Origin of the sequence: Ornithinibacillus jepli (genome assembly GCF_047228935.1) — a bacterium.
In the GTDB taxonomy this organism is placed as follows: Bacteria; Bacillota; Bacilli; order Bacillales; family Amphibacillaceae; genus Ornithinibacillus.
The window spans coordinates 1,491,314-1,508,616 of sequence record NZ_JBFEGG010000001.1 but is presented as its reverse complement, the minus strand read 5'-3'; the positions used below and the strand labels follow the sequence as shown (position 1 = coordinate 1,508,616).

Sequence of the window (17,303 nt, the reverse complement as noted above, 5' to 3'; positions counted from 1 at the left end):
GGTTTGATTCAAAAGGGTCAAACCCCTTAGTTTTACTTAGAAATATTTTGTATTTTTTCATCTAGTGGAGTATGATAATGATTAGAATGATATATGTCGAATGGAACGGAATTAGGAGGTAATTAAAATGACAGTAACAATATATGATGTAGCAAGAGAGGCAAATGTTTCTATGGCAACCGTTTCACGTGTTGTTAATGGTAACCCAAACGTTAAACCGACAACTAGAAAGAAAGTATTGGCAACAATTGAACGTTTAGGGTACAGACCTAATGCAGTAGCGCGTGGGCTAGCAAGCAAGAAGACAACTACAGTTGGAGCGATTATTCCAGATATTTCTAGCATATTTTTTGCGGAATTAGCACGTGGAATTGAAGATATCGCTACGATGTACAAATATAATATTATTTTAAGTAACTCAGATCAAAACAAAGACAAAGAACTTCAATTAATTAATACGATGCTTGAAAAGCAAGTTGACGGGATTATCTTCATGGGTGGAAATATTTCTGAAGAGCATATTCAGCAATTCTCAACAGCTTCCGTTCCAGTAGTATTAGCAGCTACATATGACGGTACCGATTCGACGCCATCTGTAAACATTGATTATGAGGAAGCGTCCTACGAAGCGGCTAAGAACTTACTTGATAAAGGAAATAAGAAATTAGCCTTCATTAATGGAAATGAAGATCATATGATTAATCAGTTAAAATACCAAGGTTATTTAAAAGCGTTAAAAGAAGCATCCATTCCATTTAATGAAGAATACGTTGTTAATGGCGATTATACGTATGAATCTGGAATGAAAGCTATTGAACAATTTATGAGTTTGAAAGATAAACCATCTGCAGTATTTGCAGCTTCTGACTCTATCGCACTAGGAGCAATCCATGGTGCACAAGATTTAGGATATAATGTACCTGAAGATTTAGAAGTATTTGGATTCGATAATACAAAACTTGCAAATATGGTACGTCCTACGTTATCAACGGTTGTTCAACCAATGTATGATATAGGTGCTGTAGCAATGCGCCTACTTACTAAATATATGAATAAAGAGGAAGTAGAAGAGAAAAAAGTCGTATTACCACACCGTCTTGTAGAAAGAAACTCAACAAAGTAAATTTAATGTCGGTATTTACAATATAGCGTCAATGAGGCATAAGTTTGGGGAGAGGGAATATGAGAAAAAGAGATATATTAACACCTATCGGCATAACTATAGGTTTTATTATGATTATGGCTGCAATACTCGCAAATGCTGGGGCTGAAGGCTTTGTCTCCTTTCTTGACATTTCATCTATATTAATCGTCATAGGTGGTGTTATTGGTTCATTATTGATTAATTTCAACTTGGATCAAATCAAATTAACAGGTAAGGTTATTAAAGGTTCCTTTAATAAAGACGAGCGCAAGCTTCCTGAATTAATCAATCTTTTTATCCGACTCTCTGAACGTGCAAGGCGAGAGGGAATTCTGGCATTAGAAAATGAATTAGACGATGTAGAAGATCCGTTTATTAAAAAAGGAATTCTTCTTGCTGTTGATGGTATTGAGCCAGAGGTAATCCACGATATTATGAGTGCAGAAATTACTGCTATGGAAGAACGCCATTATCGTGGAAGAATGATTATAGAAAAATGCGGGGAATATGCACCTGCTTGGGGAATGATAGGTACATTAATTGGTTTAGTGTTAATGCTGAACAATTTAACAGATCCTGCCACACTAGGACCTAGTATGGCAGTGGCACTACTTACTACTTTATATGGTACGGTACTTGCCAACTTAGTGTTTATCCCGATGGCAAGTAAGCTTGAAAATAAAACTGAGGAAGAAGTATTTATTAAGCAGATTATTATCGAAGGTGTTATTGGAGTTCAATCTGGTCAGAATCCCCGAATACTTGAGGAAAAACTTGGAGCATTTTTATCGGATGATATAAAAGCAAACGAGGAAGTAGAATCAAGTTCTACTTTCGTGGGGGAGGGCGTCAATGAAGCGTAGGGAAACTAAAAAAGGTGTAAAAAAAGGTGCCCCAAAATGGATGGTAACGTACTCCGATATGGTCACATTAATACTAGTTTTTTTTATCCTACTATTCTCTATGTCCCAGATTGATGCAACAAAATTCCAAGCGGTTTCTGAATCGTTTCGAAACAGGATGATTTTTGATTTTTTTCCTTCTCCTGTTCCTATGGATAATCCTACGGAAAGTACGAGTACAGAAAATCAAGGACAAACATCAAATGAATTTGAAATACCTGTAAACAATGAGGAAGAATCTGAACAGAACGCCAATTCCGATGAAACAGTAGATGATTCATTGGGTGATTTAATGGTAGAGGTTGAAAACTACTTAGATGAGCATAATTTAAATCATGTTGTATCAGCTAGTCGGTCTGAACGTGGAGTAGAATTAGTTTTACAGGATAGTATATTATTCGATCCAGGTGAAGCGGAAATCTTACCTTCAGCACGTCCCTTCTTAACAAAAGTTGGAGACATGCTAGCTCGCATTGATAATGATATTAAAGTAGAAGGTCATACCGATGATGTACCAATGTCTGGCTACCGCTATCCATCTAACTGGGAACTATCAGGTGCGAGAGCTAGTAGTGTTGTTAGAATATTAGTTGAAGAGAATGATTTAGAAGAAGAACGATTCTCAATAGCTGGATTTAGTGATACGAAGCCTATTTTACCAAATGACAGTGCAAGTAACCGTAGTAAAAATAGAAGAGTGGAAATTGTTATTTTAGAAGATTCATATACAGAAAACTAAAAGGAGTTGAATAATCAACTCCTTTTTACTTTTGTGTATTTCAATAGGTTTTGAAGGGTGAAGTTATTTTTCTCTTCAATAGCTTTCTTACGAGGGATTATTGGAAATAATTCATACTCGTCGTGCCAAAAAGTTGGTAAGGTAACAGGTGATTCTTCCTGCCACTTTTCAATCCATGATAAAGGTAGTTCCCCTTGCATAGGCTTTCCATCCTTCATGACATTCCAAATTTGAGCCCATGCTCTTGGAACTACTCGCCAAATATCATACCCTCCGCCACCAAGAGCAATCCATTTACCATGACAGTATGTTTTGCTTATGTCTAATGCGATTTCTGGTATTTTTTCATAGATTGCCATTGACGCACATAAGTGTGTCAATGGATCGTGAAAATGAGAGTCAGCTCCATTTTGAGTGATGAGAATATCAGGTTTAAAGAAATCAGCAATTTCTCTTAAAGCGGTTTCATAATTAGCTATAAAAGATTCGTCTTGAGTGAAAGCGTCTAATGGTAAATTAAAACTGTACCCATGACCTTCTTTAATTCCGCGTTCATTAACACTTCCTGTTCCAGGGAACAAATATCTCCCAGTTTCGTGTATAGAAAATGTACATACACTGGGATCATCGTAAAATGCCTCCTGAACACCGTCTCCATGATGTGCATCTGTATCAATATACAATACTTTTAAGTTATAATTTTTCCTAATGTATTTTATAGCAATGGCTGCATCGTTATAAATACAAAATCCAGAAGCTTTCTTTTTAAAGCCATGATGAAGGCCACCGGCAAAATTTACGGCACAAGTAGAACCATCTTTTAATACAGCATCTACTGCAGACAAGGTCCCACCAACGATCTGAGCGGCTGCTTCATGCATTTTTGGAAAAACTGGTGTGTCTTCCGTACCAAGTCCAAATTTTAACAATTCGTCTTTAGTCAAGAGTAGGGAGTTTTTAACTGCATGAATATATGATGGGTCATGAAATAATGAAATATCGGTCTCACTAGCAAGTCTGGGTTCTATTATCTGCTCGTCTGATAGTTGACCAGCTTCCTCTAATAAGTCTTTTGTGAGCAATACTCGTTTCTGATTAAACGGGTGATCGTCATGGAAGTGATAGTTCAATAGAGAATGATCAAACACATATTTTATCTTTTGATTCATAGTCTTGGCTCCGGTATATTATTTGGCCACATGAGTTCATACCCAGCATCTCTTAAATCACGAATAATTGGGAGTGGATTCATCGTTTGTACCCGAAATACTAAAATTTTATAATCCGGTTCATCTTTAAAAGGATAAACTAAAACAGATGATATGTTTACATCCCTTTTTCCAAAAACAGATGCAACTTCAGGTAAGATACCAGGCCTATGAGGCACCTTTATCTCAATATGCGAACCTTGAACATGGGTTCCTGTAAGCTGGATTAACGTATAAAGCAAATCCTTCTCTGTAATAACACCGACTAATTTGTCGTTACTTATCACTGGTAGACAAGCAATTTCTCGATCATAAAATATTCTGGCAACTTCTTCGACAAAATCTAACGGATGTGCAGTAATTACAGGACTAGTCATAATTGAAGAAATTTCTCTTTTTAGGACATGTTCGTCTGGATTTGATGATAAGATAGATGGGCGTGCATCTCTTACATCACGATCAGAAACTATACCAACTACAAACTTATCTTCATTTACAATTGGAATGTGTCTAATTTTATGGTCTATTAATAATTGATGTGCTTTCTCGATAGAATCTGTTGGACGTAATGTAAGAACATTACGATTCATTATTTCTTCAACATGCATTACAATCCCTCCCTAAGACTTCGTAATTGGTAACGTTTTAGAAATCTTAACTTTTCAAATTGCTGTATAGAATCCTCATCAACATTGGAACCTATTCGAACCATAAGACAATTTGCAGGGTGTGAAATGATCTCCGGATCATCTGTAGGAGCGGGAAGTAACCCCCCAGTAGCCATCATTTTCTCCATAACTTTTCGATATTCCCAAACACTTAAATTGGTTCCTTTTAAGTCCCAGTGCCAATAGTATTCAGTAGAAATAATAATATAATTTTCCATAAAAGGATCCATTATGGAAACTCTTAGTAGATTAGACGCCACTTTAGCCCCACGATAATCTGGAATTACTTCAATAGCTCCCAATTCTACTAGATTTTTCATTTGAAAGGTTGACCACCTTTCTAGAGGGTCAGGATGAAGGTAGGTAACATAACCTACTATTGTCTCTTCTTCTCTGGCAATGATAATTCGGCCTTCAGGCAAATCTGCTATACCGATTAATGCTTGAAATTGTTTTGAAGCCGGGCGAAAAGAAGTTAATTCATGATGAAACTCATACTGATGTAACTTCTCAGCTGGGATTGGTCCTTCGATAATAATCGTCTTATCATTTACTTGATGTTCTATACAGTTATATGTTTTGATATGTTCCATTTTTTCACCACCGAATTATCATGTTAATCTTTATTATACAAGATTATCGTTGTAATTTTTAGTCTTTTCTAGAATAAAAAAAGAAGAGGGGGTTTATCCCTCTTCTTATCCAGCATCATTGCCATTTTCTTCGCTGTTATTATTATCATTATCCCCAGGTGTGGGTTCTTCCTCTTCTTCCTCTTCTTCCGGTTCATCACCAGGATTTCCAGGTGCGACAGGATCAACTGATTCCTCTGGCTCTTGTGGTTCTTTCGGTTTATCTTTATCCGGTTCATCCGGTTCTGAGAAATCACCGATTACGATTTCTTTTGAAGGTGATGATTCTAAACCAAAGTAATCAACAGCTCTTACATGGTATACTCCTTTATTACTTGGTATTGAATATTGAGTTTCAATGGAATTTCCTATTAACTCAAATCTTTCACCTGGAGCACTTGCTCTGTAAATTCGATATCCAATAACATCTTTACTGTTTGAAGCTTTCCATGATAATCGATTACCATTATTCACTAATGTTGTAGGGGCAGTAGGTTGAGCTCCATCGTCTTTAACTAAGGTTTCAATTCCTTCTATATTAGGAAGGCTAATTTTTTCCCATGCTTCTCGTCTGATGGACGGGAAGAGTTGGGTTAAATCTTTCAGTTTGTCATATTGATTTCGAATTAACCAATCTGTACTAAAGGATAAGCCATCATCCTGGACAAATTCTTGTGGAGTATTTGGTCCTGCAAGTACTGCTTTACCATCCACAAGTACATATGATCCTCGGATTATACTATCGTCCACTTGTCTCGGTACAAAGTTGATATTATAAATATCACTGGAGACTAATCCGGCTTCAGTACATAGGTCAGAAGGAATCATTCCAGATGTAGCACAAATGTTACGTGATACAATGCCGTCAGGTCTTTGGAATCTTTCCGTTGGTGCGACTAATTCAGGGCGAATGTCTGAAGCAGCATTCATTAGTTCTGCCCACAATTTTATATTTCGATTCGTATGGTGAAGCTCACAACTAGAACATACTAGTGATTGGCCAATTCTATATCCTAGCCAAGCCCCCATAGTAACATTAGGGTTAGTACCAACGAAATGCACATCATGGGTAAATTGTGATGTACCAGTTTTCCCAGCCCAATCTACATTTTTATATTTCAACTGACTTGGAAGATATGCTGCTGAACCTTGAGTAACAACATCTCTCATCATATCAAGAGTTAAATAACTCGTCTGTGCAGTAAATACCTCTACTTGTTCACTTTTATGTTCATAAATAACTTCTCCATCTTGATTGGTGATTTTATCAATCATGAAAGCATCAACAAAATTACCACCATTAGCGAATGTTACATAAGCATTTGTATTTTCTTCTATTGTGATACCAGTAGATGTACCTCCAATAGCAAGAGAAGGGTTTGCATATTCATGATCACCGATGGAAGTAATTCCCATTTTTCGTAAGTATTGTTCAACTGGGTTGTCATTCATGATTTCTCGATATACTTTTACAGCTGGCATATTGTAAGAATTGGCTAAATGAGTTCGAACAGGCAATATACCATGATATCTTTCATCGAAGTTCTGTGGTGTATAAGGACCACCAGGTGTCTGCCACGTTGTTTCTATATCTGCAATCGGTGTCCCAGGTTGTACAATACCTTTTTCCATAGCAGGTGCATAAACCAATATAGGTTTCATCGTACTACCGTTTGAACGTTTAGCCTCTGTAGCATAATTTAATTGGTTGTCAAAGCTGAAGTCACGACCTCCAAGGAAACTAATAATTCTACCTGTTGAATTTTCAATTAATATTGCACCAGCCTCTACTCGTTGACTAGTAATTATTTCCCCAGTACTAGGGTCAGTTACCTGTCTAGTCGAATCAGGTCCATAATGTTGGAAGTTTTTAGCTACTTCTTGGAACGCATCATATATTTCTTTATCAATTGTAGAATGTATATTATATCCATTTCTACGTAAATCCCGATTTGCTAGGATTTGATATTGTTCATATAGTTCCTCATCAGCAGCTAAGTCTTCTTTTGAATAACCATCTTCTTCTGCAAGAATATACATTAATATTTCTTTAGCTCTTTTTTCCAATTCAAATGTCAAATATGGATATTTATCAATCGGTGTCTCTGATTCTGTTACAAAATCTGAGACAATATCATACTCGAGAGCAGCTTGATAGTCTTTTTCATTAATTTTTCCTAATTCATACATCCGGCTTAGAACTACTTTCATCCGATTAATACCAGGCTCTAAACCTTCTGGATCTTTTAAGCCGCCACCACTTTGATATGGTGTGTAGTAGGAAGGACTTTGTGGTAATCCCGCTAAAAATGCAGCTTGTGGCAGATTTACCTCGTCAGCGTTTACCCCAAATATTTCTCTAGCTGCAGTTTGAACACCAGCAATATTTCTACCATTAGCTCCACGTCCATAAGGGATAATATTCAAATATGCTTCCAATATTTGATCTTTTTTAAAGAACTGCTCTAAACGCATTGCTAATAAGATTTCTTTCGCTTTTCGTTCAAAGGAAACTTCATTGGTTAAAATCTGGTTTTTAATGAGCTGCTGTGTTAATGTACTACCTCCAGATTTAATCTCAGAATTAGTAAATTCTTGCACTAAGGCACGAATAATCGCTTTTGGTACAACACCATTATGTTCATAGAAGAATTCATCTTCTGTAGCAATAACAGCATTTCTTAATGTAGGTGAAATACCCTCTAACTTTGTTTCTTCACGATGAAGATCTGCTTGAATATCCCCTATGTAAACATCACCAGCAAAATAGAGCTTAGATGTTTCTTCATAGTTATAAATATCTTTTTCCATCGTTTCGTATGTAAGGATTGGCTCGTCTTTAACAAGAGATGCAAAGTAACCAAACCCAATACCTGCACCGAAGAACATCCCGATGATCCCTATCACAATAAAAAATAATATAACATTCCAGATAACATCATATGTAATTCGGGATACACGTTGAATCTTTCCAGTGCTCCAGACTGTTTTTACCTTGGTTCCAAATTCTTGGATAAATTGTTTAAAATCCACGATAAAACCTCCTATTATTCCAAGCATAATTATAGCATAGTAGTCTGTGAAGGAGGTATAGTAATTTAGAAAAAATCATTGCATTTTTTAATTTTATTTAATATGATATGTGTAATACTATATATTAAAGCAATGAAAGAAATAGTAGTATGGCAAATCCCTATCCAAGAGAGCTGGTGGTTGGTGGGAACCAGTATAAATTTGCATGCGAATTACAATTCTGGAGCATTCTTAATAAGCCTATTAGGTAAAATTAAGACGGTGAAGTCATCGTTAACAACCCCAAAGTGGCAGCAATCTGCAACAAGGGTGGTACCGCGTGTTTAAACTCGTCCCTTATATACATAAGGAATGGGTTTTTTTATTTTTATAAGAAAATATAGTAGTTGGAGTGTGAATGGAATGCATATTTTAGAGGATTTAGAAAAAAGAGGGTTAATTAATCAGGTTACAGATAGAGAAGGGTTAGAAAAGCACTTAACAGAAAATGAAGTGACACTATACTGCGGTTTTGACCCAACAGCAGATAGTTTACACATTGGACATCTTGTACCACTAGTGATGTTAAAACGATTCCAAAAAGCCGGGCACAAGCCAATTGCCTTAGTTGGTGGTGGAACTGGGATGATTGGTGACCCTAGTGGACGTTCCACTGAGCGTTCGTTGAACACAGAGGAAGTGGTACAAGGCTATAGTGAAAGCTTAAAACAACAAATTTCTAAAATTCTTGAAGTAGATAAGAACGAGAATGAAGTTGTTGTAAGAAATAATTATGAATGGCTTGGAAGTATGACTGTTATTGATTTTTTACGTGATGCAGGTAAGCATTTTGGTGTAAATTACATGCTTGCTAAAGAATCAGTATCTGCGCGTATCGAACAAGGTATTTCTTTTACAGAGTTTAGTTATATGATCTTACAATCATTAGATTTTCAGCAATTATATACGCAAGAAAATTGTACTCTACAAATCGGCGGTAGTGACCAATGGGGAAATATTACTGCAGGTATGGAGTTGATTCGTCGGGCTAGAGAAAATGAAGAGGAAGAAATAAAAGTATTCGGACTTACTGTACCATTAATTACAAAAGCAGATGGTACTAAGTTTGGGAAAACTGCAGGCGGTTCTATTTGGTTAGACCCAGAAAAAACTAGCCCATATGAGTTTTACCAATTCTGGATTAATTCCGATGACCGTGACGTAATGAAGTTTTTACGTTACTTTACTTTCCTAAACGAAGATGAACTAAACGAGTTAGAAAAAGAAGTAGAAAATCATCCGGAAAATCGTGTAGCACAAAGACGATTAGCGGAAGAAATGACAAGAATGGTTCATAGTCAGGAAGCGGTAGAACAAGCACAAAAAATTACTGCATCGTTATTTAGCGGAGATTTAAAATCACTTTCTGCTAGTGAAATCGAGCAAGGCTTCAAAGATGTGCCTTCATTCCAAGTAGGTAAGGAAGCAATTGGAATAGTAGATCTATTAGTTAATGCAAAAATTTCACCTTCAAAACGTCAAGCAAGAGAAGATGTTACAAATGGTGCGATTTACATTAATGGTGAAAGACAACAAGACTTAAATTATGTTATAACAGAAGCCGACCGAATTGACGATAAGTTTACTATTGTTAGAAGAGGGAAGAAGAAATATTTCTTAATTAGATACAATTAAAATGAAAGCTGCTAAGGATGATTTCCTTAAGCAGCTTTTGTTAAAATTATTGTTGAGTTTTAATATAAGCCTCTTCTTCTTCAACTGTAAGTACACCAGTAGCTTTTCCTATAGTGCCACCTTGAAGTTCCCAAATGGTATTATGGTCATCATCAACGCTTGAAAAATCACCTTTTGCCCATTTTTCTAAAATGAAACTATATACATCTTTATGATGGAGCTCAAGAATATTCAAACCTTCTAAAAGCCAGTTAATTCTTTCAGGATTAATTTGATAGAAACCCCATTTTTCATCTGCTTTTACTTTTTGATGGCTCATTCCATGGATATATTCTTGATAATCGGCATCTGTTAATTCATCGATAGTCTTTATTTGCCCAAATGGATTTAATCCTTTATCTTTATATGATTCCAATTGTTCATCTGTCACGGATCCACCTGTAGATTCTCTTATTTCATCTATGCTATTTGTGTTAGTAGTTACGTCTTTTTCGCTTTCCATCAAATCGGAGACAATTAAATATCCGAAAAAGCCTACGATAAGTACCGCTACAAAGGACAAAGAAATGATAACTGTCTTCATTAACCAATACCCCCTAATATAGAGTAATATATGTGGAAATAAATGAAAATAAGCCTATTTTACTAGTTTTTGTAATTTTTAGACTTAGTCATCGATTAAGTTTGAAATATAGTGTAGAAGATTGAGGGGATTAGCAAGGAACGTTTTGATTTTTTATGATTTTCTTGTAAGCTAGATAGTGTATGATGAAATGAACATATTATTTCTATGCTGTAACTGATATACTTTTCTATTTGACCAGTAATTTACATATATACTTGAGGAAGGAGCATGTGGGAATGGACGAATTAAAACTTAATGTTTCCTATTTGCGAAAACGAGTTCCTAATTTAACAATTGCAGCTAAAGAGAAGGGATTACGCCCTGCTACGGTTTCGAATTTATGTACAGGAAAGACACCAGTTGGACGTGCAGAAGTGAGAACATTAGTTGCTTTAGCAGAACTCGCGGATTGTAAGCTCGATGATTTAATTATTCGTGGAAATGATGTGCAAATGATTGAAACGGGTATTAAAGTACTGGATTTTTTAGCTCCGATTACTAAAGGTGGAATTAACGGATTTGTGGCACGTCCAGGAATGGGGCAGTTGGTACTATTGGCTGAAATATTTTACAGGTTACAAGCAAAAGATTGTATAACGGTACTTTTAATGCCTAACTTTGAATGCCCTGATTTAAAAGAAGTGAAAGAATCTGCAAATATTCTTTGCCATGATACAGAGAGCGTTTATAGGGAAATGATGAACGTAAATGAGAAGCAAGATGTAATTTTGGCTGCCGATAGGTCGCTAGTCATCACAGGGGAAATCTATTCTTTAATCGATGAACTAAAGGTATCAAAAGGAAAAACCATTACTACTTTCCTAGTTGATCAAACTGGAGAAGCGGTAGATGAAGAACTTCCATATGGACCTTTAGATACCTTGGTGACCTTCGACGCGGAATTAGTGTCAAGAAAACTATTTCCTGCAGTAAATCCTGTGACTTCAACATCTGTTATTACAGAAGAAGGAGCTAAACTAGATAATAAACATTATATTGTTCAACAAAAGGCGAGAAAAATAATGCGTCGTTATCGCGAATTGCGATTTTTAGTTAGCGCTTTTGGTTATGAGAAATTACAGCCTTCTGATAAAGAAGTTTATAAACGAGGGGAACTGCTTGAAGCATACTTGACGCAAAGCTTTTTTGTTGCCGAGCCTTTTACCAAAATGAAAGGAACTTCTGTACCACTAACCAATACATTAGAAGATATTAGTGGTATTCTAGAAGGGGAGATAACTAAGGTTAATGCTGACCAATTACAATATATAGGATCGTTAAGTAAGGTATAAAAATTGATTTTTAACGATAGTGGTATAGAAGAGGCTGAGACAAAAGTTTTTTAGTCAAACGAATAACCGAATGTAGTGCACCTACGACGCACCGTAAATATACTGCGCTTTCACTTCCAGCACAAGTGCGACATCTGCTCGAAAAGACCTCGCAGTGTCTTCTTTGCACCTCACAGTACAAGTGCGACATCAGCTCGAAAGAACCTCGCTGTGTCTTCTTTGACGCGGGGGGCTGGTGAGCCAGGCTGCTACTTGAATAATCTTCTCTGTAGCCTTGCACCGAGGAAACCTGCTGCGTAGCATTACTAGCAGACGCAGGTGCATACTCGGAGTCTCACCGATGCCTTTCCTCCCGCTGGAGTCTTCGTATATTTCCGGTGCTAGTATGGTGAATCATTCGGCTTTACTTCTGTACAATTTTGTTATGTCCCAGCCTCTTTCTGAACTTAACTATTAAGATATTCCGTAACTATGGAAATAAATTCTGATAAATTATCACGATGGACATGATGACCAGCACCGTCAATTGTAACCATTTTACAATCAGGAATAAGTTCAGAAACTTCTCGTAACTTGTCTTGTGAAATGTTACTTAAACTACCTCCAATAACTAACGATGGCGTAGAAATTTTCGGCAAGTTTTCCCACCACTCTGGTTTCGGTTGATTTAATTGCCCCATAATTGCCTGAACTACTTTCCAATCAAATGGTAAGGGTTGTTCTGGTTCAGGTGGAATTTCAATTGGTTTATCGGGAACTGGTGGAGGTGTATCAACAATTACTAATTTTTCTAGTCTCGAAGTATATTGTTGTGCGAAAAGATAGGATACTGTCCCACCCATTGAATGACCAATAAGAATAAAACGTTCCAGTTTCAAAGCGTTAACGAATAGAAGCAGGTCTTCACACATTTCTTCAAAAGAATACGTATTTGTTCTTGAGCTTTCTCCATGACCTCTTTGGTCTAAAGCAAGAAAGCGGAATTTTTCTCCCAATCTAGTAGCTACCTCATTCCAAGAATCTGAACTAGTCCCCAGTGAGTGTAGCGCAACTATTGGTAGTGCTAGAGGATCACCACATTCTCTATACTGAAAAGTATTTCCGTTTATGTTTATTTGTTCTGCGAAAGATTTCATATAATCACTCCTATATTTTAATAAAATTATTAATAATAATTTAATTCGCCCGATACAAAAAGAACTGCATTGAAGTGAAATTGAAGTGTGTCTAGTAATAAAATTGATTTTGTTACGATTGTGTATTGCAAAAGATTAATGGATTTATTTATTATCTTAAAGCGTCAAAGGGCAAATAGGCATGTACCCCCTTAACCGAATTAACTATTTGAGTTATTTTAAGGTCAACAACCATAGTAGCGTAAGCGTAAGCTTCTGTCCTAGTAATATTGTATAGTTCGGCCATCAAATCCAGCATATCACTTAAGGCTAACCACATTGCTTCATCTAAGTCTGCATGAAAAGCCATAGTAATCCATCCAGAATTGGTTTTTGCTCTTGGTCTGTGAATTTTTATATCTTCTCTGACGTTAAACGTTAAACTAACACGTTCCATTGGACACTCCAATGCAGGACCTGCGACTTCACCATCTCCTTGAACCGCGTGACCATCTCCCGTAGAAAAGAGTCCACCTTCAACCGATACCGGTAAATACAATGTGCTTCCAGCTTGTAATTCTTTACAGTCAATATTACCGCCACTATCTCGAGGAACAAAAGTAGAGTGTTGACCATCCATCATGGGTGGCATACCCATAACACCCATAAATGGGCGTAATGTTACACTAAAGTCAAAATTACCAAATTGACTTTTTCCTACCATTTTATCAACCTCTAGTTTAAAATCTAATATTACTTCTTTCGCTTGTTCTAATCCTAGCTTTTTATTCCAGTAGCTTGGAAACCCTCCTGCAGAAGTCCACCCCCATGAGCCTGGAATAATTTCATTGATTTTTATTTCTAAAGTATCACCGGGGGAAGCTTGGTTAATATATACAGGGCCAACTAAGGCATGGCCGAACTGATTGGATTGACGCTCGGGCTTAAGGTCTGTAAATCGCTTTCGTTGTTCTCCGGGAGCATGACGCTTTTCTAGTCCCCAAGCTGAATCTAATGTTTGGTAAATAACAGTATCTCCTGATTGAATGGTTAATGAAGGGTTTAAATCTTTACTGAAAAATCCGTGTAAAGTCTCTGAAGTAGGATTTAATTCATAAGTTTTTGACATAGATTTAACCTCCGTATTCAAAAATAGTAGAGGGATGAAGTTGTAGTTCACGCGATTCATTGTGGTCCGGACACATGATAAAAGCGTATGTATCATCCTAGTTCAATTAAAGAGTAACATAAATTACTATTAAAAGTAAATATATTTTCTGTGGAGAGTAAAATCAGTGTTAGAAGTTGAATGTAGATTAATTATGGAAAGGAGTTGAATTTATTTCATATCATTGCTTTTCCAATAAAAAAACCTTGAAAGGTTGGGTTAACAACATTTCAAGGCTTTTGAGTGTATAAACATGTTTAAGATTAACGAGAATAGAATTCTACGATTAATTGCTCTGTGATTTCAGACGGTAATTCAGAACGTTCTGGTAAACGGTTGAAAGTACCTTCTAATTTATCAGCATCAAATGTTAAATATTCTGGTACGAAGTTAGTTACTTCAATCGCTTCTTTCACGATGTCAAGGTTTCTTGATTTTTCGCGTAGACCAATTACTTGACCAGGTTTTACTAGGAAAGATGGAATATCAACGCGAGATCCATCAACTGTTACGTGGCCATGGTTTACAAGCTGACGAGCTTGTCTACGAGTACGTGCAAGACCTAGGCGATAAACAAGGTTATCAAGGCGAGACTCAAGAAGAATCATGAAGTTTTCACCATGAACACCTTTCATTTTACCAGCTTTATCGAATAGAGTACGGAATTGACGTTCGTTTAATCCATACATAAAGCGTAATTTTTGTTTTTCTTGTAATTGAAGACCATACTCAGAAAGTTTTCTGCGTTGGTTTGCTCCATGTTGCCCAGGAGCATAAGGGCGTTTGTCTAGCTCTTTACCAGTGCCAGTTAATGAAATGCCAAGACGACGTGATTTTTTCCATACAGGACCTGTATATCGTGCCATAGGACATTTCCTCCTTTATATTTTATTTGCATAAAACAAAATCCAACCGTGATCGATCCAACCCCCATTATGTTTTCATGTACCATCGCTCCAGCAGCTGAGAGTTACACGATACACCTCGAATATGAGGAACAAAATGAACAGATTGGTGATACACTTAGGCTGCCTTATTATTTTACACAAGGAATAGTATATAATTTTTTACAGTTTAAGTCAATGATTCTTTTTAAAGTAAAGCTTGTTTACATAACGTTTTGTTTAGTTTAGTGTGATAAATTGGTAAATTCTATGAAATTTATTATATAATAGTTTATATAAATCCTCCTAATAGGTGATTATGATGAATAAAAAATCTCTTCAAGAAAAACTAAAATTAATAAACTATAATTTACTTACTACAGTGTCACCTAAAAGTAAGGACTACTATAAAAAACTTTCCAGTAGTTTATTTAACTTATTGGATGTAGAGTTTATTGGGATTTATTTATATGACCAATGGACTAAGTTGTTTAAGCTGGTTTCAAATATAGAGGGTACAATAGAAAACTTAAATAAATATATCCAAGATGATAATAGTAAATACTGGAACACAATTACTCAAAATAAACCTTTATTGATAGAGGAGAAAGATTTATTATCATCTTCAGTAGAGGGAGATGTAATTACAATTCCTGTCCAACCTTTATATGGCCGGATTGGGATTATTGTATTTGGAATAGATACTAAGGATAGGTATTCAGATGACATTATTAATACGATTAAAGAAGAGATAGAGACATCTTGTACAATTGTAAATCAAATTATCCAATCTCAAGTAAATGCGGAGAGACATCACTTATTGTACGATATTACGTCAAAATTCTTAGTTTTAAATAATAAAACAGATATACTGACGGAAATCATTTCTAGTATTCGAGCTATATATCCTGACTTTACATATTACCTTTTATTGTCACAGGATCACGATGATACATTGGGACTTCCAATAAAAGCAATAGAATTTAGTGATGATTCAACTAAACTAGCAAGTTCTCAAGCTTTCATAAATGGTGAAATTCAAATAGAAGATCGGATACGGGAAAAGAAAACATGTGTTTACGTCCCACTAAAAGGTAACCAAGGTGTATATGGTGTGATACAAATAATTATCCCGACGATAACGGCTTTCCCAGAAGAAGAACTAGATTTCATTAAAAAGTTTGCAAATATTGCAGGAAAAGCAATTGAAAGTACTATTCTTTATCAGAACTCTAAGCACTTGGTATCGGATTTACAATTAATCAATGATTTAACACATCAATTAAATTCTAATTTGGAATTAACGGAAATCACAAGACTTGTAAGGGATCAAATAAATAAAATTTGTGAACCATCCGAAATAGGTTTTATATACAAAAAGCAAGAAATGGCACACCATTTTGAAGCTATAGATGGTAGTTCATCGCTTTTTGAAACTTTAGAGGGAAGAATGATTTCTCGAGATTTAGTTCAAGTTATATTAAAGCGTAAAGAGGCAATTTTTTCAGGCGATTATAAATCTGATAGTAAACTATCTGCGTATCAATCTGTCATGGTTTTACCTATGATTAATGATGGTGTGATTAATGGAATTGTAATCGTACTACATCAAAATAGATATGCTTTTACCTTTGACCAATTTAAGTTATTACAATCCATAATTCGTCATTCCACATTAGCATTTGTCAATACGATTTTGAAAGAGCAATTACAAAAAGCAGCTTCAACTGATTATCTAACTCAATTATATTCTAGAAATTACTTAGATGATAAAATCCTTCAGCATATGCAGAGTGGTGAAATGGGAACTTTAATATTGTTTGATATTGATAATTTTAAGCACATTAATGACACGTATGGTCACTATATTGGAGACGAAGTAATTAAGCAAGTTTCTGATATTATTAAATCTAGTATAGAAGAACGTGATGTTGCTGCTAGGTGGGGGGGAGAAGAACTTGCTATTTATTTACCGAACACGGATTTAAATAGTGGTGTTCAACTTGCAAGAAAGATAAATACACAGGTAGAGAACTTTACAGAACCAAGTGTAACCTTATCTGCAGGTGTATCATCTTGGAAAGCGACATCAGAGGATTCTGCGAAAAATTTCTTTATTCGTGCTGATAAGGCATTATACGAAGCAAAAAGTTATGGAAAAAACTGTGTCGTGAAATATAGTTTCGATGAACAGGAGAAGGACAATATTCGTATATGAT

The 17,303-nt window shown here is 35.8% G+C and carries 14 protein-coding genes and 1 other annotated feature; of the genes, 6 read left to right on the top strand and 8 right to left on the bottom strand.

The annotated features are described in order from the left end of the window. The first annotated feature begins 127 nt into the window (after nucleotides 1–127). Genes ccpA through motS form a run of 3 tightly spaced genes read left to right on the top strand, consistent with a single transcriptional unit; the run spans nucleotide 128 to nucleotide 2,785 of the window. A complete protein-coding gene (ccpA, locus tag AB1K81_RS07855; RefSeq protein ID WP_412976061.1) occupies nucleotides 128–1,123 on the top strand; it encodes a catabolite control protein A in 996 nt (331 codons plus the stop codon). Nucleotides 1,124–1,182: 59 nt separating this feature from the next. After that, nucleotides 1,183–2,007 carry a flagellar motor protein MotP gene (gene motP / locus AB1K81_RS07850; protein ID WP_412976060.1) on the top strand — a complete coding sequence of 275 codons (825 nt, stop codon included), beginning with the start codon at nucleotides 1,183–1,185 and terminating at the stop codon, nucleotides 2,005–2,007. Continuing rightward, nucleotides 1,997–2,785, top strand: coding sequence for a flagellar motor protein MotS (motS, locus tag AB1K81_RS07845; RefSeq protein ID WP_412976059.1), 789 nt, complete (start codon nucleotides 1,997–1,999; stop codon nucleotides 2,783–2,785). The genes motP and motS overlap by 11 nt, the downstream gene beginning before the upstream one ends. A 14-nt stretch (nucleotides 2,786–2,799) precedes the next feature. Here motS and AB1K81_RS07840 read toward each other — a convergent pair whose 3' ends face one another. The 4 genes from AB1K81_RS07840 to AB1K81_RS07825 all read right to left on the bottom strand — a co-directional run bounded on the left by AB1K81_RS07840 (nucleotide 2,800) and on the right by AB1K81_RS07825 (nucleotide 8,326). Further along, a complete protein-coding gene (locus AB1K81_RS07840) occupies nucleotides 2,800–3,954 on the bottom strand; it encodes an acetoin utilization protein AcuC (RefSeq protein WP_412976058.1) in 1,155 nt (384 codons plus the stop codon). Beyond that, nucleotides 3,951–4,601 (bottom strand): acetoin utilization AcuB family protein, encoded by a 651-nt coding sequence (locus AB1K81_RS07835; RefSeq protein ID WP_412976057.1) that lies wholly within the window; start codon nucleotides 4,599–4,601, stop codon nucleotides 3,951–3,953. Before AB1K81_RS07835 ends, AB1K81_RS07840 begins: the two co-directional genes overlap by 4 nt. Next, nucleotides 4,601–5,254, bottom strand: a complete 654-nt coding sequence (locus AB1K81_RS07830; protein ID WP_412976056.1) for a GNAT family N-acetyltransferase — start codon at nucleotides 5,252–5,254, stop codon at nucleotides 4,601–4,603. The genes AB1K81_RS07835 and AB1K81_RS07830 overlap by 1 nt, the downstream gene beginning before the upstream one ends. 105 nt (nucleotides 5,255–5,359) lie before the next feature. Beyond that, a complete protein-coding gene (locus tag AB1K81_RS07825) occupies nucleotides 5,360–8,326 on the bottom strand; it encodes a transglycosylase domain-containing protein (RefSeq protein WP_412976055.1) in 2,967 nt (988 codons plus the stop codon). Nucleotides 8,327–8,449: 123 nt separating this feature from the next. Next, nucleotides 8,450–8,666 (top strand) — a binding site (T-box leader). A gap of 62 nt (nucleotides 8,667–8,728) precedes the next feature. Here AB1K81_RS07825 and tyrS point away from each other — a divergent pair. Next, nucleotides 8,729–10,000, top strand: coding sequence for a tyrosine--tRNA ligase (gene tyrS, locus AB1K81_RS07820; RefSeq protein WP_412976054.1), 1,272 nt, complete (start codon nucleotides 8,729–8,731; stop codon nucleotides 9,998–10,000). Between the two features lie 46 nt (nucleotides 10,001–10,046). Here tyrS and AB1K81_RS07815 read toward each other — a convergent pair whose 3' ends face one another. After that, nucleotides 10,047–10,583, bottom strand: a complete 537-nt coding sequence (locus tag AB1K81_RS07815; protein WP_412976053.1) for a DUF6241 domain-containing protein — start codon at nucleotides 10,581–10,583, stop codon at nucleotides 10,047–10,049. Nucleotides 10,584–10,861: 278 nt separating this feature from the next. Here AB1K81_RS07815 and AB1K81_RS07810 point away from each other — a divergent pair, with 278 nt between their 5' ends. Next, nucleotides 10,862–11,917, top strand: a complete 1,056-nt coding sequence (locus tag AB1K81_RS07810) for an ATP synthase beta subunit C-terminal domain-containing protein (RefSeq protein WP_412976052.1) — start codon at nucleotides 10,862–10,864, stop codon at nucleotides 11,915–11,917. 446 nt (nucleotides 11,918–12,363) lie between these two features. On the opposite strand, the gene AB1K81_RS07805 is transcribed toward AB1K81_RS07810, so the two are convergent. The 3 genes from AB1K81_RS07805 to rpsD all read right to left on the bottom strand — a co-directional run bounded on the left by AB1K81_RS07805 (nucleotide 12,364) and on the right by rpsD (nucleotide 15,066). Then, nucleotides 12,364–13,053: an alpha/beta fold hydrolase gene (locus AB1K81_RS07805; RefSeq protein WP_412976051.1), complete on the bottom strand. Its 690-nt coding sequence runs from the start codon at nucleotides 13,051–13,053 to the stop codon at nucleotides 12,364–12,366. A gap of 151 nt (nucleotides 13,054–13,204) precedes the next feature. Next, entirely contained in the window at nucleotides 13,205–14,161 is a 957-nt protein-coding gene (locus AB1K81_RS07800) for an acetamidase/formamidase family protein (RefSeq protein WP_412976050.1), read from the bottom strand. A gap of 302 nt (nucleotides 14,162–14,463) precedes the next feature. After that, nucleotides 14,464–15,066 carry a 30S ribosomal protein S4 gene (gene rpsD, locus AB1K81_RS07795; protein ID WP_412976049.1) on the bottom strand — a complete coding sequence of 201 codons (603 nt, stop codon included), beginning with the start codon at nucleotides 15,064–15,066 and terminating at the stop codon, nucleotides 14,464–14,466. Between the two features lie 340 nt (nucleotides 15,067–15,406). Between rpsD and AB1K81_RS07790 the strand changes: the two genes are divergently transcribed. Next, complete coding sequence (locus AB1K81_RS07790; RefSeq protein ID WP_412976048.1) at nucleotides 15,407–17,302, top strand: sensor domain-containing diguanylate cyclase; 1,896 nt, start codon at nucleotides 15,407–15,409, stop codon at nucleotides 17,300–17,302. Nucleotide 17,303 lies beyond the last annotated feature (1 nt).